The sequence below is a fragment of the Streptomyces sp. GbtcB6 genome (genome assembly GCF_019091475.1).
Lineage (GTDB): Bacteria > Actinomycetota > Actinomycetes > Streptomycetales > Streptomycetaceae > Streptomyces > Streptomyces hyaluromycini.
Map to the genome: position 1 here is coordinate 75,718 of NZ_JAGXJL010000029.1, position 21,656 is coordinate 97,373.

At 71.4% G+C, this 21,656-nt stretch carries 21 protein-coding genes; 11 read left to right on the forward strand and 10 right to left on the reverse strand.

Translation table 11 applies throughout. The features are described from left to right. Positions 1-30 precede the first annotated feature (30 nt). Positions 31-822, reverse strand: coding sequence for a hypothetical protein (locus KVT45_RS36805; RefSeq protein WP_217553520.1), 792 nt, complete (start codon positions 820-822; stop codon positions 31-33). A 426-nt stretch (positions 823-1,248) separates the two neighbouring features. Here KVT45_RS36805 and KVT45_RS36810 point away from each other — a divergent pair, with 426 nt between their 5' ends. From KVT45_RS36810 to KVT45_RS36820, 3 genes are all read left to right on the forward strand, one after another. Next, on the forward strand, positions 1,249-1,917 hold the full coding sequence (locus KVT45_RS36810) for a DedA family protein (protein WP_217553521.1): 669 nt from the start codon (positions 1,249-1,251) through the stop codon (positions 1,915-1,917). A gap of 228 nt (positions 1,918-2,145) precedes the next feature. Beyond that, the gene (locus tag KVT45_RS36815) at positions 2,146-2,808 is read left to right on the forward strand and encodes a response regulator transcription factor (protein WP_217553522.1); all 663 of its coding nucleotides are present in this window, start codon (positions 2,146-2,148) and stop codon (positions 2,806-2,808) included. Continuing rightward, complete coding sequence (locus tag KVT45_RS36820) at positions 2,805-4,181, forward strand: HAMP domain-containing sensor histidine kinase (protein WP_217553523.1); 1,377 nt, start codon at positions 2,805-2,807, stop codon at positions 4,179-4,181. Before KVT45_RS36815 ends, KVT45_RS36820 begins: the two co-directional genes overlap by 4 nt. A gap of 87 nt (positions 4,182-4,268) precedes the next feature. Here KVT45_RS36820 and KVT45_RS36825 read toward each other — a convergent pair whose 3' ends face one another. After that, the gene (locus tag KVT45_RS36825) at positions 4,269-5,546 is read right to left on the reverse strand and encodes a multidrug effflux MFS transporter (RefSeq protein WP_217553524.1); all 1,278 of its coding nucleotides are present in this window, start codon (positions 5,544-5,546) and stop codon (positions 4,269-4,271) included. A 38-nt stretch (positions 5,547-5,584) separates the two neighbouring features. Between KVT45_RS36825 and KVT45_RS36830 the strand changes: the two genes are divergently transcribed. Both KVT45_RS36830 and KVT45_RS36835 read left to right on the forward strand, forming a co-directional pair. Next, positions 5,585-6,130 (forward strand): MarR family winged helix-turn-helix transcriptional regulator, encoded by a 546-nt coding sequence (locus KVT45_RS36830; protein ID WP_254647878.1) that lies wholly within the window; start codon positions 5,585-5,587, stop codon positions 6,128-6,130. 202 nt (positions 6,131-6,332) lie between these two features. Next, positions 6,333-6,965 carry a TetR/AcrR family transcriptional regulator gene (locus KVT45_RS36835; RefSeq protein ID WP_217553525.1) on the forward strand — a complete coding sequence of 211 codons (633 nt, stop codon included), beginning with the start codon at positions 6,333-6,335 and terminating at the stop codon, positions 6,963-6,965. Positions 6,966-7,002: 37 nt separating this feature from the next. Here KVT45_RS36835 and KVT45_RS36840 read toward each other — a convergent pair whose 3' ends face one another. Further along, on the reverse strand, positions 7,003-8,010 hold the full coding sequence (locus KVT45_RS36840; protein WP_217553526.1) for a zinc-dependent alcohol dehydrogenase family protein: 1,008 nt from the start codon (positions 8,008-8,010) through the stop codon (positions 7,003-7,005). Positions 8,011-8,129: 119 nt separating this feature from the next. Continuing rightward, positions 8,130-8,492 carry a helix-turn-helix domain-containing protein gene (locus KVT45_RS36845; protein ID WP_308310978.1) on the reverse strand — a complete coding sequence of 121 codons (363 nt, stop codon included), beginning with the start codon at positions 8,490-8,492 and terminating at the stop codon, positions 8,130-8,132. A 328-nt stretch (positions 8,493-8,820) separates the two neighbouring features. Here KVT45_RS36845 and KVT45_RS36850 point away from each other — a divergent pair, with 328 nt between their 5' ends. Continuing rightward, positions 8,821-9,249 (forward strand): VOC family protein, encoded by a 429-nt coding sequence (locus KVT45_RS36850; RefSeq protein ID WP_217553527.1) that lies wholly within the window; start codon positions 8,821-8,823, stop codon positions 9,247-9,249. Positions 9,250-9,318: 69 nt separating this feature from the next. On the opposite strand, the gene KVT45_RS36855 is transcribed toward KVT45_RS36850, so the two are convergent. The 3 genes from KVT45_RS36855 to KVT45_RS36865 all read right to left on the reverse strand — a co-directional run bounded on the left by KVT45_RS36855 (position 9,319) and on the right by KVT45_RS36865 (position 12,036). Next, a complete protein-coding gene (locus KVT45_RS36855; RefSeq protein ID WP_217553528.1) occupies positions 9,319-9,741 on the reverse strand; it encodes a hypothetical protein in 423 nt (140 codons plus the stop codon). Between the two features lie 132 nt (positions 9,742-9,873). Further along, positions 9,874-11,271, reverse strand: coding sequence for a dihydrolipoyl dehydrogenase (gene lpdA / locus KVT45_RS36860; protein ID WP_217553529.1), 1,398 nt, complete (start codon positions 11,269-11,271; stop codon positions 9,874-9,876). Positions 11,272-11,337: 66 nt separating this feature from the next. Then, entirely contained in the window at positions 11,338-12,036 is a 699-nt protein-coding gene (locus KVT45_RS36865; protein ID WP_217553530.1) for an SDR family oxidoreductase, read from the reverse strand. 211 nt (positions 12,037-12,247) lie between these two features. Between KVT45_RS36865 and KVT45_RS36870 the strand changes: the two genes are divergently transcribed. The 3 genes from KVT45_RS36870 to KVT45_RS36880 all read left to right on the forward strand — a co-directional run bounded on the left by KVT45_RS36870 (position 12,248) and on the right by KVT45_RS36880 (position 14,412). Next, positions 12,248-12,748 (forward strand): helix-turn-helix domain-containing protein, encoded by a 501-nt coding sequence (locus tag KVT45_RS36870; RefSeq protein ID WP_089104936.1) that lies wholly within the window; start codon positions 12,248-12,250, stop codon positions 12,746-12,748. A 99-nt stretch (positions 12,749-12,847) separates the two neighbouring features. Beyond that, complete coding sequence (locus KVT45_RS36875; RefSeq protein ID WP_217553531.1) at positions 12,848-13,354, forward strand: SRPBCC family protein; 507 nt, start codon at positions 12,848-12,850, stop codon at positions 13,352-13,354. After that, entirely contained in the window at positions 13,354-14,412 is a 1,059-nt protein-coding gene (locus KVT45_RS36880; RefSeq protein WP_217553532.1) for an LLM class flavin-dependent oxidoreductase, read from the forward strand. The genes KVT45_RS36875 and KVT45_RS36880 overlap by 1 nt, the downstream gene beginning before the upstream one ends. A gap of 22 nt (positions 14,413-14,434) precedes the next feature. Here the strand turns inward: KVT45_RS36880 and KVT45_RS36885 are convergent, their stop codons facing one another. Next, positions 14,435-14,725, reverse strand: coding sequence for a hypothetical protein (locus KVT45_RS36885; RefSeq protein ID WP_217553533.1), 291 nt, complete (start codon positions 14,723-14,725; stop codon positions 14,435-14,437). A 158-nt stretch (positions 14,726-14,883) separates the two neighbouring features. Continuing rightward, positions 14,884-17,640, reverse strand: coding sequence for a LuxR family transcriptional regulator (locus KVT45_RS36890; protein ID WP_217553534.1), 2,757 nt, complete (start codon positions 17,638-17,640; stop codon positions 14,884-14,886). Positions 17,641-17,966: 326 nt separating this feature from the next. Between KVT45_RS36890 and KVT45_RS36895 the strand changes: the two genes are divergently transcribed. Beyond that, positions 17,967-18,941, forward strand: coding sequence for an alpha/beta hydrolase (locus KVT45_RS36895; RefSeq protein ID WP_217553535.1), 975 nt, complete (start codon positions 17,967-17,969; stop codon positions 18,939-18,941). Positions 18,942-19,020: 79 nt separating this feature from the next. Here KVT45_RS36895 and KVT45_RS36900 read toward each other — a convergent pair whose 3' ends face one another. Beyond that, positions 19,021-20,367, reverse strand: coding sequence for a DUF3500 domain-containing protein (locus KVT45_RS36900; protein WP_217553536.1), 1,347 nt, complete (start codon positions 20,365-20,367; stop codon positions 19,021-19,023). Between the two features lie 591 nt (positions 20,368-20,958). Here KVT45_RS36900 and KVT45_RS36905 point away from each other — a divergent pair. Beyond that, positions 20,959-21,501 (forward strand): nuclear transport factor 2 family protein, encoded by a 543-nt coding sequence (locus KVT45_RS36905; protein WP_217553537.1) that lies wholly within the window; start codon positions 20,959-20,961, stop codon positions 21,499-21,501. Positions 21,502-21,656: the final 155 nt, after the last annotated feature.

Below are 21,656 nucleotides of genomic sequence, written 5' to 3' on the forward strand. Positions count from 1 at the left end.
GGCGCCCGGAGGCCGGGGCGTCGGTGCTTCTCAGGCCGCCGCGGGGCCGGTGGTGTCCCGGCGGGAGACGGCCAGGTAGCCGACGAAGCCGGCGATGGCGACCGTCCAGGCGAGGGTCACCGGTGCCAGCCCCAGGGCGAGCCCGCCCCGGCTGTGGCCGACCGCCATCCAGTCGGCGAGCGAGGCGCCGAGGGGGCGGGTGATGACGTAGGCCGTCCAGAAGGCGGGTACGGCCTTCAGGGCACCGCCGCGGTGGGCGATCGCGGGGACGCAGATCGCGGCGGCGAAGAGGACCGCCGAGCCGAGGTAGCCGAGGCCGGCGGTGGCGGTCAGGTCGCCGGCGGCGGTGCCGAGGGCGAACGTGGCGAGGACGGCAGCCCAGTAGAAGATCTCACGGCGGCGGGTGCGGATGCCGTGGATGGACAGGGTCCGCTCGACGGCGTACCAGAGGGCGAAGACCGCGGTCAGCACGATGACGAAGAACGGGGTGGACAGCGTGTAGGGCACGCCGAGACCGACGTGCAGGACGTCGGCCGCCATGGTGCCGAACACGCTGACCATGACGACGGCGGTCCAGTACACCCAGGCGATGTACCGGCGGACGGCGAACTGCACGGCCAGGGAGGCAGCGAGGGCGAGGCCCCCGAGGCCGACGGCGGGTATCGGACCGAGGACCCGGGCCAGCAGGTCCGAGGCGGTTTCCCCCATCCCGGTGGTGAGCACCTTGATGATCCAGAAGTAGGCGGTCACTTCCGGCACCTTGTTCGCCATGGTGCGGAGGGGAACGCGGGAACGGTCGTCGAGGAGGTGCTCCGTGGTCATGAGCGGCACGATGACACGCTCGGCTCCCGGCACCACAGATGTCTTTGCCAATGCTTTGGTGCCTCTGGTGCATGAGTTTCCAGTCCACCCGCCCAACCTGAACGCAACCTGACCGCCTCGACAAAGTCCCTGGTCAGGGTGGCTGAGCAGGTGATAAGGAGGCGCGTTCGCGTGCCGCACGGCTGCCGCACAGCGGTTTGACGTCACCTCCGGCCGAGGAGCCCGGGCCGGCGGTCATCGTCCACGGCCGGGAGACTTCCACTACATTGCGTGGCGGCCTGCGCACGGCGAACTGTTCCCTCGGCCGCCCCGAAGCGGCGAGGGGACGAACGGGTCCGGCGATCGTCTAGAGTTTCCCGCAGTGTCTACAATGATGTAGTCGCCCAGGTGTCCATGTGAAGCCGTCCGCCGGAAAGGGCCCCGTTCATGACCACTCCGATCCTCGCGACGTCACAGCTGGCCGTGAACGTACTCGACGCCCATTCGCTGCTGGCGACCTTCGGCGTGCTCGGCGTCGGAGCGGTGATGTTCGCCGAGACGGGACTGCTGGTCGGGTTCTTCCTGCCGGGCGACTCCCTGCTGTTCACCGCCGGCCTGCTGTGCACCGGCTCGGCGCAGGGGAGTCTGCACCTGTCCCTGGGACCGCTGCTCGTGGCGGCGGCCGTGGGTGCGCTGGCCGGGGCGCAGTTCGGATACCTGCTCGGACGGAAAGCCGGCGGAGCACTGCTGTCACGCAGCCGCTCCCGGCGCCTGCACGAAGGTGTGAAGCGCGCCGAGGAGTTCCTCGAGCGGTACGGCCACGCGAAGGCCATCGTGCTGGCCCGTTTCGTGCCGGTGGTGCGGACGGTGCTCAATCCGATGGCGGGCGCACTGGAGGTGCCGGTACGGACGTTCACCCAGTGGCAGGTCGTCGGCGGACTCGTGTGGAGTCTCGGCCTCACCCTCGCGGGATACGCGCTGGGCTCGTCGATCCCGAATGTCGACCGGTACCTGCTGCCGCTGGTGGCACTGATCGTGCTCGTGTCGCTGATCCCCGTGCTCGCCGAGGTGTACCGGGGGAGGCGGGCCGCCGCGTCCGAGGAGGGACGCGGGTGATCGTCCGGGCCCGGGCCGTCCGGCCCGGCGTCGCCATCGGGTACCGCGTCCCGCCGGCGGGTACCGCCCGCGTCCGTCCCGGCGTACCCGCCGGTTCACCGGCGTCTTCGGTGGCCGACGGGCCACGACCGGACGGCTCGGCCCGTGCCGGTGGACGGAGGCCCGGGCCGCTGCCCGCCTCGTTCGTCCCGGACTCGGGCCGTACGGCCGTCGCTCCGACGGAGGGCCATGCGTCACAAGATCCTGGTCGTTGAGGACGACCACGCCCTGCGTGACGTGCTGCGCCGCGGGCTGGCCGACGAGGGGTTCGAGCCCGTGCCCGCCGCCGACGGTGCCACTGCCCTGCGGCTGACCAACGACGCCATCGGCGCGGTGGTACTGGACGTCGGACTGCCGGACGCGGACGGGCGGGACGTGTGCCAGGCGATGCGTGCCAACGGCTTCGCGGCCCCGATCATCTTCCTGACAGCCCGCCACCACCTCACCGACCGGCTGTCCGGGTTCTCCGCGGGGGCCGACGACTACCTTCCCAAGCCGTTCCACCTCGCCGAACTCGTCGCGCGGCTGCGGGCGACGCTCAAACGGGCCGCCCCGCCGGCGGTGTCCGCGGCCGGAGACCTGGTCCTGGACGCGACCCGGCACAGCGCGAGCGTCGGCGAGGCCCAGGTCGAGCTGTCCCCGACGGAGTTCCGCCTGCTGGCCAACCTGGTGGCCGCGGGAGGCGGCATCGTGAGCCGCCGCGACCTGGTCAGGGCCGCCTGGCCGGACGGCGCCCAGGTCAGCGACAACACACTGGACCAGTACCTGAGCCGGCTGCGCCGCAAGCTCCGCGAGGCTGGCAGCGACCTGAGCCTGGGAACGGCGCGCGGGATCGGCCACCGGCTGTCATGAAAGGATTCCTGCGGCACCTGGCCCCCCGCACGCTGCGCGGCCGGCTCTCACTCGTGGCACTGACCACCGCGGCCCTCCTGATGACCGTCCTGACCGTGGCGTTCAACACCGTGCTGGACCGGCATCTGCAGCATCAGGCGGACGCGGAGCTGCGCAGCCGTGCGGACGCCGTCGCCACCACCGTGGACACCAGCGGCCCGCGGGTACGGGTCCTGGAGACCGTCAACGACCGGCTCCTGGACGCCAACGTCTGGATCTACACGGGGACACGTCTGCTGGAGAAGCCCCCGTCCACCGCCGCCGACAGCACACTGACCGAGGCCGCCGCGCGGCTCGCCGCACGGGGAGACGGCGTCTGTTCGACCGTGGCGGCCGGGAATCCCCGATCGGTCCGGCTGTGCGCGCGGTCCATGGCCGGGAGCCGCAGCACGGCGACGGTCGTCACCGCCCTGGACCTCGCCCCGTACCGCAACTCGGCGGCCGCCGTGCTGCTGGGTTCCCTGGTCCTGGACTCCGTCATGCTCGCGTGCACCTACGCGCTGACCCGCCTCGCCGTCGGGCGGGCGCTGCGTCCGGTGCGCACCATGACCGACCAGGCCACCGAGTGGAGCGCCGTGGGCTCCGACCAACGCTTCGGCGCGGCCCACCATCCGGCCGAACTCGCGCGCCTGGGCTCCTCGTTGGACTCGCTGCTGGACCGCATCCGTACCGTGCTGCGGCACGAGCGGCAGCTGACCGGGGAGCTGTCCCACGAACTGCGCACCCCGCTCACCCGGATCATCATCGAGCTGGACTGGTGGCGGGCCCGGCCGCGCTCCGCCGCCGAGACCCGCGCCACGCACGAGGTGATCGCCGAGGCCGCCCAGGCCATGCGCACCATCTGCGACACCCTGCTGGACGACGCCCGTGAGGGAGCCCACACCACCGCCACGGCCCCCGGCGCCACGGCCGTCGTGCCGGTCCTGTACCGGCTGGTCGACCGCCTCGGGACGCCGGAGCAGGTGGAGGCCGTCGTGGACGCGACAGTTCCGGAGCTGGCGGCGGGCGTCCGGCCGGCCCTTCTGGAACGCATCGTCAGCCCGCTCCTGACGAACGCGGTCCGGTACGCGCGCTCCACGGTGACCGTGTCCGCGCGACCGGTGCCCGGCGGTGTGCGGATCAGCGTCACCGACGACGGTCCCGGCGTGCCGGAGGCGTTCGTGGGCGACCTCTTCCAGCCCGGTCGCCGGGCCGATCCCGAGGACGGGCACGACGGCGCGGGCCTCGGACTGCCGCTCGCCAGGCGCCTGGCCCGGGCCGTCGGTGGCGAGGTCTCGCACGATCCCGCCTACACCTCCGGGGCCCGCTTCCTGACCGACCTGCCCGCCGGGTGAACCGCCGCGGGACCGGCGGACCGGTCCCGCGCCTCCGGGCCCTGAGAGCGGGCGGGGGAGGACGTAGGCGACAAGGGCCTCCTGCCGCTACGCCGTCGGCACCGGCTCCCCGCATCCCTCCCAGGGCCGGGCCAGCCCCACCAGCGCCAGCCCCGCCGCCACCAGCGCGCTCAGCATGATGAGCGCCATCGGCCGGGAGCTGTCCTCCCCGAACACGCCCACCAGCGGTGCGGTCAGGGCCCCGAACAGGAACTGGAAGCCGCCCAGGAGCGCGGACGCCGCGCCCGGAGCCGTGCGGCCGACCGCCTGGCCGATGCTCATGGCGCTCGGGAAGACCAGGCCGATGCCACCGGCGGTCACGAACAGGGTGGTCCAGGTGCCCGCGAGGGTCTCGCCCACGGTCACCACCAGCAGGACCTGCGCCAGCGCGCCCAGCAGGGCGATCCCGACCCCGGCCGAGAGGAGGGTGTTCAGGCGGGTGCCGCGCCCGGCCAGGCGAGCGAAGGAGGCCCCGGCGGCCAGCATGGCGACGGCGTTGGTGGCGAAGATGAGGGAGTACGTGGTCGACGACACGCCGTGCAGGTTCTCGAAGACGAAGCTGGAGCCGCTGATGTAGGCGAACATCGCGGCCGAGACGAGGGCGACCACCAGGACGTATCCCATGAACGCGCGACCGGCGAGCAGCGCACCCATGGCCCGGAAGGTCCCGGCGAGTCCGCCGCCGTGACGCCGCTCCGGCGGCAGCGACTCGGGCACCGCCCGTACGACGGCGAGCAGGAGCAGCACACCGAGCACGGCCAGCACGGCGAAGACCGCCCGCCAGGTGGAGACGGCGAGGACGACCCCGCCGAGCACCGGCGCGGCGATCGGCGCCACGCCGATCACCTGTGACAGCACCGCGAAGTAGCGCGGCAGTTCGGGTCCGTGGAAGCGGTCGGTGAGGACGGCCCTGGCCAGCACCATGTCTGCCGCGCCCGCCACACCCTGCAGGAAGCGGGCACCGGTCAGGGCGGCGATGTCCGGGGCGGCGGCGCAGGCGACGGAGCAGAGGACGAATCCGGCCGACCCGGCCATGAGCAGCCGGCGCCGGCCGAGGCCGTCGCTGAGCGGGCCGATGACCAGCTGGCCGACGACGAGTCCGGCCAGGAACGCGGTCATCGTCAGCTGCACGGCCGAGCTGCTCGCACCGAGCGCCTTCCCCAGCGCGGGAAAACCGGGAACGTACATGTCCGTGGCGAGCGGGGCGACGGCGGTCAGCGCACCGAGCACGGCGATGAGGGCGGTGACCGTACGACCCGAAGGCGCAGGTCCGGCGGTGTCGGGGACGGCGTCGTCGCGGTTGCGCGAGGATGACGGAGCTACCATGAAAATAAAGGTAGCTGATAGTTCACTAGCTAACAAACATGGAGAGCGAGAAGACGAGCCGCATGCCCTCCCCCAACCCCTCCGCCCCGTCCACTCCGTCCGCCGCAGACGTCGGCGCCCAGTGGGCAGCGCACAACCCCGGCCTGGACACCTCCCCCATGGAGCTGGTCGGGCTGCTCAAGCACGCCACCGGACTGCTCAACCGCTCCGTCGAACCCCTTTACGCGGGCGCTCCGCTCACCGCGCCGGAGGTCGACATGCTGATCCCCCTGCGGCACGCGACCGAGCCGTTCATCGCCCGGAGCCTCGCCGAGCGGCTGGGCCTCTCCCGCGCGGGGGTCAGCAAGACCCTCGGCAGGCTGGAACAGCGCGGTTACATCACCCGTACCCCCAACCCCGCCGACCGGCGCGCCGCCCTGGTCACCATCACCGAGGCCGGCGCGAAGGCGGTCGACGACCTCTTCCCCCGGCAGCTCTCCGTCGAGATCGGCCTGCTGGACGGCCTGGGCGAGGACCGCGAGTGGGTGACCCAGGCGCTGCGACGGCTGGTGGCGGCCATGGAGGCCCGCCTGGGCCACGGCTGACACTCGGCCGCGGGGAGCCCCGGACCGCGTGGACGACACGGCTCCGGCTTCCCGGCCCGCCGAATGCCGGTCCGGCCGGGACGATCGGTGGCCGGACCCCGGCAGGCGGTTGCTGCTGTAGGGGATGTTCCAATTAAAGTGCTCACTGCAGAGGCGGCCCGCCACCGGGGCCGCCGCGATCCCGTCCCCGAGAGGCGCAGAGATGACCGGGCCGCAGACGACGCGCAGGAAGCGTGCGAACGGGGTGGAGTCGCGGCAGCGCATCCTCGACGCCACCGTGGAGATCGCCGGCGAGCGCGGCTACGACGGCACCTCCATCGCGGCCGTCAGCGCCAAGTGCGGACTGCCCGCCAGCTCGATCTACTGGCACTTCAAGGACAAGGACGACCTGATCGCCGCCGTCATCGAGCGCAGCTTCGAAACCTGGCTCAGGGCCGTCGAACTGCCCGACGAGGACGCCGGCACCCCGCTGGAACGGGTCACCATGATGGCCGCGAACGTGGCCAGGTCCCTCGTCGCCGCACCGGACTTCCTGCGCCTCGGCCTGATGCTCGCGCTGGAACGCCGCCCCACCGAGCCCCGCGGCCGTACGGTCTTCCTCCAGGTCCGCGAGACCGCCCACCAGCGCATCGCCGAGATCGTCGCCACCCTGTTCCCGACCTTGGCCGAGGACGTCGTGGACACCCTGACCACCTATGCCGTGGCCGGCGCCGACGGCCTGTTCGTGCACCGGGAGGTCAAGGGCGACTCCGTCGACCTGGTGGCCCTGTTCGAACTGCACGCGCGGCTCATCCACGACGCCGCCGCCCGGATGGCGGCACGCGCGGAGCGCTGACGGCCGGCATGTCAACGCCCCGCTCGCGGCTCCGGGCTCAGGACGCCGCGCCCTCGTGGGTGACGGTGACGACGATCTTGCCGACCTGCTCGTTGGCCGCCATGTAACGGTGCGCCTCGACGATGTCCGCGAGGTCGAAGGTGCGGTCGACGACGGGGTCGAAGGAACCCGAACTGAGGCCCGCGTTGACGAACGCGACCGCGCGACGCAGCCGCTCGGGGTCCGTGGTGATCTCGAAGAGGGTGTACGTGCTGCTGGTCAGCGCCGGGAAGGACTGGGCGTTGGGCAGCGGGGTGGGGCGCGGGTCGAGGGCGCCGTAGACCACCAGGAAGCCGCCCGGGGCGATCCCCTGGGCGAGGGTCTCCACGCCGGGTCCCGCGACGGGGTCGAAGGCCAGGCGGACGCCCTCGCCGCCGGTGATCTCCTTGATCCGGGCGGGCAGGTCCTCCTCGTCGGTGACGATCACGTGGGCCGCGCCCGCGTCCAGGAGGCGCTGCTTCTTGCCGGGGCCGCGCGTGGTGGCGATCGGGATCGCGCCGACATGGCGGGCGATCTGGATGGCGGCGAGTCCGACACTGCTGGAGGCCGCGGTGATCAGGACATGGTCACCGGGCCGCACCTGGCCGCTCTCGGCGAGGGGTCCGTAGGCGGTGATGTAGGCCATCCACACGGCCGCCGCCCGCACGGGGTCGACCTCGGCGGGGCGGGGCACGACCGCCGAGGCCGGGACGATGACATGGTCGCCGTAGGTGCCGTAGTCGGTCTGCAGGAACTGCGGTACGACCGCCACCGGGTCGCCCTCCGAGAGGCCGTCCACGCCCTCGCCGACCGCCTCGACCACACCGGCGGCCTCGTAGCCGAGCAGGGAGGGGTAGACCGGGTCGTAGAAGTAGGCGCCCTCGCGGAACATGATCTCGGCGCGGTTCAGACCGATCGCGTCGACGCGGATCCGGACCTCCCCCGCGCCGGGCGCGCCGACCTCGACATCACGGAGGGTGAGGACCTCGGGTCCGCCGGTCCGGTCGAACTGAACGAGTCTTGCCATGGCGCATCCGTCCTAGGGGCAGGGATCGGGGAGGAGACGCGCCGGGTCGGCCCGGCGCCTCCGCTCACCTTGCCCCAAGGTTCGATGGCCGTCAAATTTTGAGCGCGATCGAAATAAGGTCACCGGCCGTCTCGGACCGCGTCCGCTTCCGCCTCCACGGCCGCGGCGGCCAGCACCGCGGAGAGCAGGCCCGGAAACCGCAGCTCTATCTCGTCGGTGCGCAGCGTGTTCATCTTCGTCGTCCCGACGTAGTACTGCCGGATCACGCCGGCCTCGCGCAGCACCGTGAAGTGGTGCGTGAGCGTCGAGAGCGACACGGGCGCGACAAACGTCCCGCAGCTCAGGTCCTCCCCCGCGCGGACCAGCTGCGACACCACCATCCGGCGCACCGGGTCCACCAGCGCCTCCAGCACCTGCTGGAGCGAGACCTCCGACAGCTCGGGGTGCTCCACGGTCCGGGCGGCGGTACGGGGGCGGGCCACGGTGACTCCTCGGGGCGGCTTCTGGGCGGTCAAGTCATAGTACGACCGCCATCGGAACCGAATCCGCCCCCGAGATCTTCCGCCGGACCGCTCGGCGCCCGCAGTCGTCCGGCGCAGCGGACAAAGGCGTTGCCCCCGGCTCGTGACGGTCACTAAAGTCGGCCGGGTGACTGCCGGGTCGGCCATGGGCCATGCACGAGTGAGGTTCCCGGCCTCGGCGTGAGCCCGAGGCGTGCAAGAGGCCCGCCGCCATCTCCGCGTCCTCGCCCCGGCGCCCGTATGCGGCGCCCGTCCCAGCGGATGTCCCGAGACCGGAGAGACCACACCGATGTCCCCTGACCAGCCATACCCGCACGTGTCCGAGCTGCCGTCGGCAGCCGTCCAGCTCAACCACACCGCCGTGTACGCCAGCGACCGGCACTTCTCCGCCGGGTTCCTCGCCACGATCCTGGGCCTGGAGGTCGGCGCCCCGCTGGGGCCGTTCCTGCCCATGGACCTCGGCAACGGCGTGACACTCGACTACTACGAGAAGCGCGACGAGCCGATCCAGTCGCAGCACTACGCCTTCCTCGTCCCCGAGGAGCGGTTCGACGGCATGATCAGCCGTCTGGAGACGGCCGGGGTCACCTACTACGCCGACCCGCAGCACACCCAACCCGGCCGAACGAACGGCTTGTTCGGCGGTCGCGGCGCCTACTTCGAGGACCCGGACGGCCACAACATGGAGATCCTGACCCGGCCCTACGTCCGTCCGTAGGCCCCGGGCCCCGCTCGTGGAGCGGGGGTGCCCGTGCCGTCGTACGACGGCACGGGCACCCCCGGAGTGTCAGGCCTTGCCCAGCAACTCGCGTACGTGCTGGACGATTTCCTCGTTGGTGTAGGCGTGCCCCCCGATGCCCCAGCCGCCGGGAACCGCCTCGGTCAGGGCGACCCAGGTGCGCTCGGCGAGGGAGGGGTCGCCCGCGGCGGCGGCCACCAGTTCCGAGAGCTCCTTGACCAGGCCGAGCTGCTGCTCCCTGTCGAGCGCGCCCGCGTTGGTGGTGACGGCGATGCGCACGTGGTCGTTGCCGCCGCCCGCGGTGGAGAACCCGTCGGCGTCCAGCTCGTGGACGAACGCGGCGGTGTTCTCCGTGAAGAACGGGATGACCGGTACCTTCTCCCAGCGCATGATCGCCTGAGCGAGATCCTGGGCGAGAGCCTTGCGGTCCTTGATGAGCCCCTTGGCGGCGTACACGTCGATCATGGGCATGCGGTGGATCCTCGCTTTGTCTCGCGTCGAACTCTTCACATCGATCGTGTCCGGCGCCGGAGCGTGGGAGATCCCGTGATGTGCGTAGTCCGGGCGCGTGGGATGCGTAGGCCAGGGGGCCGGGTGGGCCCGTCAGAGGTTGATCATGTGTCCGGCAAGCCCGTGCAGGGCGTCCTGGACCGCCTCGCTCAGCGTCGGGTGGGCGTGCACGTTCCGGGCGAGCTCATGCACTGTGAGGTCCCATTTCTGGGCGAGCGTCAGCTCGGGCAGGAGCTCCGTCACGTCCGGTCCGATCATGTGGCCGCCGATCAGTTCGCCGTACCGGGCGTCGCTCACGAGTTTCACGAACCCGACCGTGTCACCGAAGCCGTGCGCCTTCGCGTTGGCCGTGAAGGGGAACTTCGCCACGCGCACGTCGAAGCCCTGGGCGCGGGCCTCGGCCTCGGTCCAGCCGAAGCTGGCGATCTGCGGCTGGCAGAACGTCGCGCGCGGGATCATGCGGTAGTCCAGTTCCATGGTCTCCGCGCCGGCGATGCTCTCCGCGGCGACGATGCCCATCGCCTCGGCGGTGTGCGCGAGCATCAGCTTCGCCGTGACGTCGCCGATGGCGTAGATGTGCGGCTGGCTGGTGCGGCAGTACCCGTCGATGTCGATGGCACCGCGCTCGGTGAGCCGTACCCCGGTGCTGTTCAGCCCGTAGCCGGCCGTCCGCGGCTGGAAGCCGGTGGCCTGCAGGACCTTCTCCGCCTCCAGGACCTGCTCCGAGTCACCGGACCTGACCGTGACTCGGACGTTGTCCGCCGTCTCCTCGATGGACTGCACGGCGGTGGAGGTCAGGACCCGGATGCCCTGCCGCTTGAAGCGCCTGGTCAGCTCGGCCGAGACCTCCTCATCCTCCAGCGGGGCGATCCGGTCCAGGAACTCCACCAGCGTGACCTCGACGCCGTACGACCGCAGCAGATAGGCGAATTCGACGCCGATGGCCCCGGCACCCGCGATGACCATGCTCGACGGGAGGCTGTCGGAGAGGATCTGCTCCTCGTAGGTGACAACGCGCCTGCCCAGCGACGTTCCGGGCAGCAGCTTCACGGTCGAGCCGGTGGCGATGATGCAGGAGCGGAAGGAGAGCCTCGTCTCGCCGTCCTTCATGCGTACCTGCAGGGTGTGGGGGTCGAGGAAGGTGCCCTGCCCCTCGAACTGCTCGATCTGGTTCTTGCGCATGAGGTAGCCGACGCCCTTGACGCGCCCGTCGGCCACCACCCGGCTGCGCTCGTAGGCGGCGCGGTAGTCCAGGCCCACCTCTCCGCTGATCTTCACGCCGAACTTCTCCGCGTCGTGCAGGATCAGCTGGGCGACCTCGGCGTTGCGCAGCAGCGCCTTCGCCGGGATGCAGCCGATGTTCAGACAGACGCCGCCCCAGAAGCGGCCCTCCACGATGGCCGTGCGCAGGCCCAGCTGGGCGGCGCGGATCGCGGCCACATAACCGCCCGGCCCGGCTCCCAGGACGACGACGTCGAAGTCGGTCTGCATGGCTCCACCTCACCGTTGTGTCGAGTCGATCTGCTGACTCCACCGTCGCACGATCAGGTCGCGCGATCAGGCGGTCGGGTAGATGAGATCGAGCGGGCCGGACAACGCGGCGCGTACCCGGCGGGCCGTCTCGTCGACGAGGACCTCGGACTCGTCGCGGGCGATCGCGTCCATCGTCTGCGCGGCCACCTCGGCCGCATCCGTCTTCGGCTCGTCGACCCCCACGGTGGCGTCGGTGTCCACCCAGCCGACATGCACGCCGACGACCAGCGTCCCCTGCTCCCGCAGGGCGACCCGCAACGCGTTCGTCACCGACCACTGCGCCGCCTTCGACGCGGCATAGCTGGGGAACCGCTTGGTCGAACGCCACGACGCCACGGAGAGCATGTTCACCAGAGCACCCCCGCCGTTGGCGGCGAGCACCGGCGCGAAGGCCCGCGAGACAGCCCAGGTGCCCAGATAGTTCACCTCCAGCTCCTGCCGCGCGCCGTCCAGGGAGCCCTCCAGCAGGCCCGGCCCGGCCTGGATGCCCGCGTTGTTGATCACGATGGTCACGTCGGACGCCGTCCGCGCGGCGGCCGCGATCTGCTCGGCGTCGGTGACGTCGAGGCGGAGCGGTTCGGGACCCGGCTCGGTGAAGTCCTCCGGCCGCCGTACGCCCGCGTACACCTTGGCCGCGCCCCGGGCCAGCAGGGCGCGGCAGAACGCCAGCCCGATCCCCCGGTTCGCTCCGGTCACCAGCGCGACCGGTCCCTCGACCTTCATGGTCGGACACCTCGATTCACGGTTCACGGCCACCCGGCGGACGGCCCGGCCCCCCCGCTTCATGCTGCGGCCTGCGCGGGCCGCTCACATCCCGTGGGGTTCGTGGTGCGGGCGGGCCGATGACTACGAGCCGGGACCGCGTCCGGTCGCACAGCCCCGCAAAACGCAACAGTCAGCTGGGTTTCATCATGAGACTCGCTATCGTGGAGCCATGAAACGGACGTCGTTCGCCAAGTGGCCGTGCTCCATCGCACGGACCGTCGATCTGCTGGGTGACCACTGGACGCCGCTGGTGGTGCGGGAGGCGTTCTACGGGATCCGTCGCTTCGACGAGTTCCAGCAGGAACTGGGCATCGCCCGCAACACGTTGACCGACCGGCTGCGCCACCTGGTGGACGAGCGGATCCTGGAGAAGCGGCTGTACGAGGCCGAGCCGCCGCGCTACGACTACGTCCTCACGGAGAAGGGGCGGGACCTGTTCGCGGTGCTCGCGGCGATGTCCGCGTGGGGCGACCGCTGGCTGGCCGGGGAGCGGGGCGTGCCCGTGGTCTTCCACCACGAGGCCTGCGACCACGACACCACCGCCGAGGTCGTCTGTTCCCAGTGCCGTACGCCGCTCAGGTCCGAGGAGACCTCGATGCGGATGGGGCCCGGATATCCCGAGCGGCTCAGGCAGCGGCCGGACATCCGCCGGCGGTTCGGCACCGACTGAGCACCGCGTGACCGCGCACCCGCGCTCCCTCTTGACAGGGAGAGTCTCATCTAGCAACCCTGGAGGTCAGACACCTGGACGGCAAGGAGGCCGACGGTCTTGGAGTGGACGGGCGCGCGCTACGCGGACAAACCCACGATCGAGGTGCGGACCTGGATCGACGCCTCACCGGCCACGGTGTGGGCCCTGGTCAGTGACATCGAGCTGATGCCGGAGATGAGCGAGGAGCTCCGGTCCGTCGCCTGGCTGGACGGGGCCGCCGCTCCTGCGGTCGGGGCCAGGTTCGTCGGCCGCAGTGAGCACGAGGCGTTCGGGAAGTGGGAGACCACCTCGCATGTGATCGAGTGCGAGCCGGAGTCGGTGTTCGCCTGGGCGGTAGAGGATCCCGCCGACCCGTCCGCGGTCTGGCGGTTCCGGCTCGCCCCGAAGGACGGCGGGACCGAACTGTCGCAGTGGATGCAGCTGGGGCCAGGGCGTTCCGGGCTGTCGGTCGCCATCGACCGGATGCCGGACAAGGAGCAGAAGATCGTGTTCGTACGGCTGCGGGAGTTCGAGCGTGGCATCACCGCCACCCTCGCGCAGATCAAGAAGCGGGCGGAGGCGTGATGCGGACGGCCACCACGATCGAGGCCTCGGGCGGCGAACACTGGTCCCAGCAGGGCGACTTCGTGGTCGAGGCCGAGAAGCTGGGCCTGGACGTCTGCTGGGTCGCCGAGGCCTGGGGCTCCGACGCGCCCTCCGCGCTCGGCTACTACGCGGCGCTCACCGACCGGATGCTGCTCGGCTCCGGCGTCATACAGCTCGGCACCCGGACCCCGACGGCCGTGGCCCAGACGGCCATCACCCTCTCCAACCTGTCCGGCGGGCGTTTCCTGCTCGGCCTCGGTGCCTCCGGCCCGCAGGTGATCGAAGGGCTGCACGGCGTCTCCTTCGCCCGGCCGCTGCGGCGCATGCGCGAGACGGTGGAGATCGTACGGCGAGTGGTCGGCGGCGGTCGGCTCTCCTACTCCGGCGCGGAGTTCACACTGCCGCTGCCGGGCGGTGAGGCCGTCCCGATGCGGCTGTCGATGCGCGCAGAGCACGACATTCCCGTCTACCTCGCCGCGCTCTCCCCGGCCATGCTGCGGCTGACCGGCGAGGCCGCCGACGGCTGGCTGGGCACCAGCTTCGTGCCCGAGGGCGCCGCCGACGCCTACTTCGCCCACCTCGACGAGGGCCTGGCCCGCAGCGGTCGTACCCGCGCGGACCTGGACGTCTGCCAGGGGGCCGAGGTCGCCTTCGCGGCCGACGAGGAGGCGCTGGGCGCGATGGTCGCCGGGCGCAGGAAGGAACTGGCCTTCAGCCTCGGCGGGATGGGCTCGGCGTCCACCAACTTCTACAACAGCGCCTACAGCCGCCAGGGCTGGGCCGAGGTCGCCGCCGAGGTGCGCGAACGCTGGCAGGCCGGCGACCGGGACGGCGCGGCCGGTCTGGTGACCGACGAGATGGTGCTCGGTACGACGCTGATCGGCACGGAGGCCATGGTGCGCGAGCGCCTCGCGGTCTGGCGGGACGCCGGCGTCGACACCGTCCGCCTCTACCCGGCCGGCGAGACCCTGGAGGACCGGCTCACCACGCTGGGGCGGGCGATCGAGCTGGTCCACGAGGTCGACCGGACCGGCTGAACCCGGGTGACCGCGTGTCGGGTCACTTGAGGGCGTCGCTTCGCACCGGCTCCTCGCGCTGCTGTGCGTGCCGCTCGTTCCAGAGGTCGGCAAGCTCGCCCAGTGCGCTGGTGACGCGGCCCAGTTCCCAGAGCAGGTAGCCGGCGGCCGCGGCGAACGGGATCCACCCGCCCCAGTGGAAGACCAGAACCGGCATGTACACCAGGCCGACCAGGACGAGGAACTTGACCAGGATCTCGGCCGCGTACGCCTGTTTGCGTGCGACGACGGCGTGCTCTCCGCGGCCGTGGATCCACTGGAGGCGCGATCTCATGACTGCTCCCTCGGGCTCTGGGCGCACACGCTGCTGGAACAGGCCGCCACCGACTGACTGTTCACAGTTTCGGGGCGCGTGGAGCCCGGAGCCAGGTTCACCTGAGGACTTCCGCATATCTCCATATGATCATCGCGAACGGTGGACCGGATTCCGGACTACGTCGAGGTGAGCCGGTCGCGACGGGCGGCGAGTTCCCGGCGAGAGTGGACGTCGAGTTTCCGGAACACCTTGCGCAGGTGGTAGTCGACCGTGTGCACGCTGAGGAAGAGCTGGGCGGCGATCTCCCCGTTGGTGGCGCCGCCCGCGGCGAGCCGGGCGACCCGGGCCTCCTGCGGGGTGAGTTCGCCGCCGCCGCTCGGCACGTGCGCACCGGCCGGGAGGGAATCGCCGGCCGCGGAGAGTTCCTGTGCCGTCCTGGCGGCGAAGCCCTGGGCGCCCATGGCGTCGAAGAGCTCGTGGGCGGTGCGCAGTTCGTGCCGGGCGTCCCTGGTCCGGCGCTCCCGGCGCAGCCATTCGCCGTAGAGCTGGTGGCTGCGGGCCCGACGCAGCGGGCCGCGGACGTCCTGGTGGTGCCGGATGGCCTGGACGTACAGTTTCTCGGCCGCCGACGGCTCGGCGGTGGTCAGGGCCCGCGCGCGGGCGAGGTCGCCGAGCAGGCCCGGGACAGGGGTGCGCTCGGCGAGCCGGGTCAGGAGTTCCAGCAGGCCCAGCGCCTCGTCCTGCCGGCCGCTGCGGGTCGCCGCCTCGACCATGTCGACGAGGGCGAACTTCGCCTGGCAGAGTTCCCCGATCTGGCCCGCCAGGCTCAGGTACGCCTCCTCGTACCGGCTCTGGCTCAGTTCGACCACGCACCGGGCGTAGTCGAGGAAGACCAGCTGGTACCCCTGTCCGGTGCGGGCGGCGTGCTCGCGTACCGCCTCGGCCAGCGCGCCGGCCTCCTCGAACCGGCCGCGCCAGGCGGCGATGAGCAGGGCGCCGAGATACAGCTCGGAGCCGCGGGCCTCCTCCAGCGCCGCCCGCTGGTCGAAGAGGCGCTCGGACTCGTCGAGGCGGCCGGCGATCAGCTCCGAGAGGGCGGTGTGGCTGAGGGCCAGGGCCATGGGTATGGCGGCGCCCTGCCGGCCGGCTTCGGCGTGCAGCCGCCAGGCGAGCTCGTGCAGGGTGACGTCGTCGCCGAGGACGGTGGCGTGCGAGCAGGCCGCGGCCAGCAGCTGGAACAGCTCCGGCGCGGTCGACTCCTCCTGCCGCACCGCCGCCACGGCCTGCCGGAGCCTCGGACCCGCACCGGCCAGGCCTTCGAGGTGTACGGCGGTGTCGGCCTCCAGCACCACGTCGCCCGTGGTGGCCCGCATCCCGGCGGGCAGTGGCAGCGAGCGGACCGTCTCGGCGACGCTGCGGCGCGTCGCCCCCGGTGGTGCCAGCGAGCCGCTGATCTGCGCCTGGACGAGCGCCTCCACGAGGATGTCGCGGGCGAGCCTGATGTCGACGGGGCCCAGCTCCCGGGCCGCGGTCAGCAGGGCGTACGTCGCGGCCGCCGGTGCGCCCGTGAGCCGGTGGATCCGTGCCTGGACGCGCTGGACCAGGCCGTTGTAGCGCCGGTCGTCGCGGTAGGCGGCCGCTTCGTCGAGCAGCGCCTGTGCCCGGGCCGGGGAGCCGGCCACGGCACTCGCCTCGGCCGCCGCCAGCAGGCGCCGGGCCCGGGCGGGCGGGTCCGGGGTCAGGGCCGCGGAGCGGGCCAGCAGCGACGAGCTGCCGGTCCAGTCACCGCGGTCGCGGGTGCGTACGGCGGCGCGGTCGAGTTCCGCCGCGACGACGTCGTCGGGATCGGTGGCGGCCGCCGCGAGGTGCCAGGCGCGCAGGTCGACCTCGCCGAGATCCGCCGCGACCTCGGCGAGGACGGCGTGCACCCGGGCGCGCTGGGCGAGGGGGGCGCCGTAGTAGACGGCCGAACGGATCAGCGGGTGACGGAATCTGACGGTCTCACGGATGGAGAGGAGGCTGCGCTCCTCGGCCGCCGCGGCGGCGCCGGCGTCGCAGCCGAGCGCGGGGCCGGCCCGCCACAGCACGTTCGGATCGCTGGTGGGATCGGCGGCCGAGGTGAGCAGGAGGGTGCGGGTCTGCGGCGGCAGCGCCAGCGCCTCGCGCAGGTAGACGCGTTCCAGGGCGCTGCCGAGCGGCATCGGTTCGGGCAGCGACGCCTCGCCGCTGAGCTGGTCGGCGCTCAGTTCCCGGGCCGCTTCGACGAGGGCGAGGGGGTTGCCGCCGGTCGAGGTGATGACCCGGTCACGGACGCCGGGGTCGAGGGCGCCGGGGACCACCGATTCCAGCAGCCGCCCGGCCGCGTCCGTGTCCAGGCCGGTCACGGCCAGTTCGGGGAGTCCGGCCAGGTGGTCGACCCGGTCGGGGCGGGTGCGGGCGGCGAAGACCATGGTGATCGCGTCGGCGTGCAGCCGCCGGGCCACGAAGGCGAGCACCGCGGCTGACTCCTCGTCCAGCCAGTGGGCGTCGTCCACCAGGCACAGCAGGGGCCGGTCGTCGGCGCGGGCGTCCACCAGCCCCAGCGACGCGAGGGCGACCAGGAACCGGTCGGGCGGGCTGGTCCGCTCCTCGAGTCCGAAGACCTGGCCGAGGGCGGCACGTTGCGGGTCGGGCAGCTTGGGCAGCTGGGACAGATGCGGCCTGAGCAGCTGGTGCAGGGCGGCGAAGCCCAGTTCGGCCTCGGACTCCACGGCGTCGAAGCGCGTGATCTCGAAGTCGGCGGCCGCGTCTGCCTCGAGGTGGTCGAGCAGGGTGCTCTTGCCGCTTCCCGGCCCGCCCCTCAGGACCAGGACGCCGCTCATCCCGCGCCGGGCGTCGTCGAGCGCCGCCGTCAGCCGGCCGCGTTCCTCGTCCCGCCCGAACAGCTCGTCCAATGGTCAACCCCGGGATGCTCGTAAGGGGCGGCTTCCGCTGCTCTCTGCCACGGATGGGTCCAGTCACCGGATCCGTGTGGCCCATACTGGCCAGCGCCTGGGCCCTTTGTCCAGTTGCCGCCACAGCCCGTAGCGCCGGGGCTACCGTACGGCGCGGGCCACGTGATGCCGCCTCCGCCGTCCGGTGTCAGGCTGGAAGGCGATGCCGCCGCCCGGCCTCGCCGCCGACGCACCCGCGGTGCCCCGCTCAGCAGGTGGTGACCTGCGCAGACGAGCGGCCGGCCGAACCCCACCGCCGCGGCATCGGCACTTTCTGGAGGTTCGTCATGAAGGATCTGCCCCCGCCGCCCACCCCCTACCTGGAGCCCGCAGCCCGCGAACTCGCCGACGCCACCGCATCCCACCCGCGGATCTACGAGGTACCGCCCCCGCAGGGGCGTGACATCCTCGCCGGTCTGCAGACGGGCAAGGGGGTGGCCAAACCACCCATCGACGAGAGCTGGATCGACGTCGACGCCGGCGAGTGGGGCACCGTACGCGCCCATGTCGTCAAGCCCGAGGGCATCAACGGGCCGCTGCCGGTGATCTTCTACATCCATGGCGCCGGGTGGGTCTTCGGTGACGAGAACACCCACGACCGTCTCGTCCGGGAGCTGGCCGCCGGGGCGCGGGCAGCGGTCGTGTTCCCCGTGTACGACCGGGCGCCCGAGGCCAAGTACCCGACCCAGATCGAGCAGAACTACGCCGTCGCCCGGTGGGTCGTGACGCACGGCACCGAGTACGGCCTCGACCCGTCCCGGATGGTCGTCTGCGGTGACTCGGTGGGCGGCAACATGTCGGCGGTCCTCGCCCAGATGGCCAAGGACCGCGGCGACATCGATCTCGCCGCGCAGATCCTGCTCTACCCGGTCACGAACGCCGACTTCGACACGCCCTCCTACCGGCAGTTCGCCGACGGCTACTACCTCACCCGGGACGGCATGATCTGGTTCTGGGACCAGTACACGACCGACGAAGCCCAACGCCACGAGCGCTACGCGGCCCCGCTCCAGGCTTCCGTCGAGGACCTCAGGGGGCTGCCGCCGGCCCTGGTGATCACCGACGAGGCCGATGTGCTGCGCGACGAGGGCGAGGCCTATGCGTCGCATCTGCGGGAGGCAGACGTCCCGGTCACCGCCGTGCGTGTCCAGGGGATGGTGCACGACTTCATGATGCTCGACAGCCTGCGCGACACGAACGCCACGAACGTCGCACGGCACCTTGCCGTCGACTCCATCAGGGAGGCTCTGCACACCGGTTGAGGCTCCGCTGCCGACGAAGCCATCGAAGGGCCTGCTCCGGGTAACGGCGGAACGGGAGCAGGCCCTTCGATGGCGTGGCTCAGTGGTGGTGCGGTGACGTCAGGTAGTGCCGGCGGAGCAGTTCCCTGCCGTAGTCGTTGCCGTTGGGGGTGCGGATGACGGAGTGGATGTGCAGCTGGGTGGGGCCGTCACCGCGCGTCTTGCCGTAGGCGCCGCCCAGCGGCCCCGCCGCCTGGCAGTCGACCTCGATCCAGACGACCGGGCTGTGGACGCGCATGTAGAAGGGGTCGTCGTCGCCGGTGCCGCCCATCCAGGCCGCGTAGGTGTCCGCGAGGTGGCCGCGGATCTCGGCCATGCGCACCTTGGCCACGTCGGCCTTGGCCCGGTTCACGAACGCCTCGGCGACCGCGAGGAGCTTGTGTTGCTGGGCCGGGGTGAGTTCGGTGGCACGGATGCCGGCGTAGGCGACGACCGCGTTGTCGGCGAAGGCACCGGCCTTCATGTCCTCGTTCGCCTTCGTGGCCTTGATGATCGCGGTGGCCTGCTGGGCCTCGGTGAGCGACTGGATGAACGCCAGGCTCGCCTCGACCTCCTCCTGGCAGACCGAGACGGTCTCGCCGTCGATCTCCATCTTCGTCGGCTCCGAGCCCCAGAAGCAGGGGCTCATCACGACCTGGTCGCCGAGCACGAAGTAGTTGACGACCAGGTGGTGGCCGTCGAACTGGAAACCCCAGGGGGCGGTGGCCGAGGGCGTGCCCATCACGGTCCAGTAGAAGAGTTCGTCGTTGAAGACGTCGGCCTTGCCGAGCAGGACGCCGGCCGCGTTGTTGAGACGGCGGATCCTCTCGGTGGTCTCCAGGCCGTCGGCGCTCAGCGCCGCCGTCATCAGGGCGGTGCCCAGCGCGTTCTGGTCGTCCGTCAGGTCGGCCAGCGACACGCCCTGCCGCTTGAACTCCCCTGGGTCGAGATTGCTCCAGGTCCGCCACTCGGTGGAGCGCAGCGAGAACTGCGTCTTCGCCTTCTGGGCGTCGGTGAGCCCGGCCAGGAACGCCTGGGCGGCCGCGACGACGGGTGCGGTGTCGACCCCCTTGGAGTGGAGCGTGAAGAGGTCGTCGATCTGTCCGCCGTCGGTGGTCAGGCCGTAGAAGTCCTCGGTGATGGTCTGCGTGCCGAGGATGCCGCCGCCTCCGCCCCCGCCTCCGCCGGTGGGGCTCGCGCTGGGGGACGGGCCGGCGCTGTCGTCGGCCGCGGCCGAGGGACTGGCGGTGGAGCCGTCGTCGGCGAACGCCACCGCGCCGGCTCCGCCCATGGCGGTGAACGCGGCGGCACCGCCGGCCAGGAAGACCCTGCGCATGAAGGTACGGCGGTCCGCTTCCGCCGACCGGACCTCCGCCGCGTGCCCTTCTTGTGCCGTGCTTTCACCCATGCCGGTTTCGGACACTAGGTTGCACCTCTCATTTCTCGAGTCTCCGGGTTTTCTGGTCAGCGGCTGCGCGATGACTATCACCGAGAAGAATGAGAAATCCATGAAAGCGCTCTCGCATCGATTTCCGCGGGATCGAAAGTCGGCCACCAGCGAAATTTAGCCACGGTCGGGCTGGGCTGATTTCACTGAGGGAAGGCCTTGTCGCCACTTTGCTAAATCCGCTCGGACGAATCCGATATGACGCACGATACGGTACTGCTCGCAGCCGCCTCCGGCCGGCTTCCCGCCCTTTCTCTGAATTACCACAGAGTTTTTCGGACAGCGCGCGCTCCGGATCATAGGATCCCTATTTCCGTGATCGCCGCCGATGGGCCCCATGGCTGCGGAAGGCCGGCTCGCCGGTGACGTCGGTGCCGGTGCGACCGTTCGTCGGTCGTCCACAGGTGGGTGACTGCCGGCTCGGCGTTTCCCCGGCCGGCCCCTGACTGCGTAGGCGTGGATCTACGTGGTTTTCGCCGACGCGGACGGCCGCCCCGCCACGGGACTGTCAGCCGACCAGCACGCGAGCGCATCACCGTTCTTGGAGAAACCATGACCATCAATCGTCGCAGCGTCACCACCGTCGCGGCTCTTGCCGCGTTCGGCATCGCCGGAGCGGTCGGGCCGGCCGCGTCGAGTTCGGCTCAGCCGGCCTCCGCGGCGACCATGACGGCGGTCGACCTGTCGAGCCACCACCGGCTTCCGGCCGTTGCCGTCAACTGGGCGACCGCGTGGAACGGCAACGACCCGCGGTGCTTCGCCGCCCTGTTCGTCAAGGACGGCTCCCGGTACACCGACCACGCCTTCGGGAGGACCTACACCGGCCGGGACGGGATGGCGGAGTGGTTCAGCAACACCAAGTACTTCGTCCAGAACGCCAAGATCGAGGTCACCGACGCGTTCGCCGGGCGCGACCAGGTGTCGATCAGCTGGACGTTCAGCGGACAGCTGCTCAACGCACCCAAGCCGTTCTCCGTACCGGTCGCCACCGTCCTTCAGCTGCGCGGAAACAAGATCCTTACCAACGACGACTACTACAACATGCAGGACGTCCTGCTTCAGTCCGGTCTTCCGGCCGACACCGTCTTCGGCTGACAGGCCGGGCACCACGGACGCGCACTCGCATTCGGCGTGAGCCACTCCCCCACCCCCGGCCGGAACGGCTCACGCCGACCCGCGGTGTGCGAACGGCGTGCGTCGAGCACGCGCACAACGCACGCTCTACAGCCCAGCCTGTCCTGTTCGGCCGC

What these genes read in the sequence shown, in the direction of transcription:
- KVT45_RS36885 (WP_217553533.1), bottom strand. Translation starts at nt 14,725, where the DNA reads ATGAGATCGCGCCTCCAGTGGATCCACGGCCGCGGAGAGCACGCCGTC.
- KVT45_RS36805 (WP_217553520.1), bottom strand. Translation starts at nt 822, where the DNA reads ATGACCACGGAGCACCTCCTCGACGACCGTTCCCGCGTTCCCCTCCGC.
- KVT45_RS36895 (WP_217553535.1), top strand. Translation starts at nt 17,967, where the DNA reads ATGAAGGATCTGCCCCCGCCGCCCACCCCCTACCTGGAGCCCGCAGCC.
- KVT45_RS36865 (WP_217553530.1), bottom strand. Translation starts at nt 12,036, where the DNA reads ATGAAGGTCGAGGGACCGGTCGCGCTGGTGACCGGAGCGAACCGGGGG.
- KVT45_RS36905 (WP_217553537.1), top strand. Translation starts at nt 20,959, where the DNA reads ATGACCATCAATCGTCGCAGCGTCACCACCGTCGCGGCTCTTGCCGCG.
- KVT45_RS36880 (WP_217553532.1), top strand. Translation starts at nt 13,354, where the DNA reads ATGCGGACGGCCACCACGATCGAGGCCTCGGGCGGCGAACACTGGTCC.
- KVT45_RS36870 (WP_089104936.1), top strand. Translation starts at nt 12,248, where the DNA reads ATGAAACGGACGTCGTTCGCCAAGTGGCCGTGCTCCATCGCACGGACC.
- KVT45_RS36825 (WP_217553524.1), bottom strand. Translation starts at nt 5,546, where the DNA reads ATGGTAGCTCCGTCATCCTCGCGCAACCGCGACGACGCCGTCCCCGAC.
- KVT45_RS36855 (WP_217553528.1), bottom strand. Translation starts at nt 9,741, where the DNA reads ATGCCCATGATCGACGTGTACGCCGCCAAGGGGCTCATCAAGGACCGC.
- lpdA (WP_217553529.1), bottom strand. Translation starts at nt 11,271, where the DNA reads ATGCAGACCGACTTCGACGTCGTCGTCCTGGGAGCCGGGCCGGGCGGT.
- KVT45_RS36815 (WP_217553522.1), top strand. Translation starts at nt 2,146, where the DNA reads ATGCGTCACAAGATCCTGGTCGTTGAGGACGACCACGCCCTGCGTGAC.
- KVT45_RS36810 (WP_217553521.1), top strand. Translation starts at nt 1,249, where the DNA reads ATGACCACTCCGATCCTCGCGACGTCACAGCTGGCCGTGAACGTACTC.
- KVT45_RS36900 (WP_217553536.1), bottom strand. Translation starts at nt 20,367, where the DNA reads ATGGGTGAAAGCACGGCACAAGAAGGGCACGCGGCGGAGGTCCGGTCG.
- KVT45_RS36850 (WP_217553527.1), top strand. Translation starts at nt 8,821, where the DNA reads ATGTCCCCTGACCAGCCATACCCGCACGTGTCCGAGCTGCCGTCGGCA.
- KVT45_RS36840 (WP_217553526.1), bottom strand. Translation starts at nt 8,010, where the DNA reads ATGGCAAGACTCGTTCAGTTCGACCGGACCGGCGGACCCGAGGTCCTC.
- KVT45_RS36820 (WP_217553523.1), top strand. Translation starts at nt 2,805, where the DNA reads ATGAAAGGATTCCTGCGGCACCTGGCCCCCCGCACGCTGCGCGGCCGG.
- KVT45_RS36830 (WP_254647878.1), top strand. Translation starts at nt 5,585, where the DNA reads ATGGAGAGCGAGAAGACGAGCCGCATGCCCTCCCCCAACCCCTCCGCC.
- KVT45_RS36835 (WP_217553525.1), top strand. Translation starts at nt 6,333, where the DNA reads ATGACCGGGCCGCAGACGACGCGCAGGAAGCGTGCGAACGGGGTGGAG.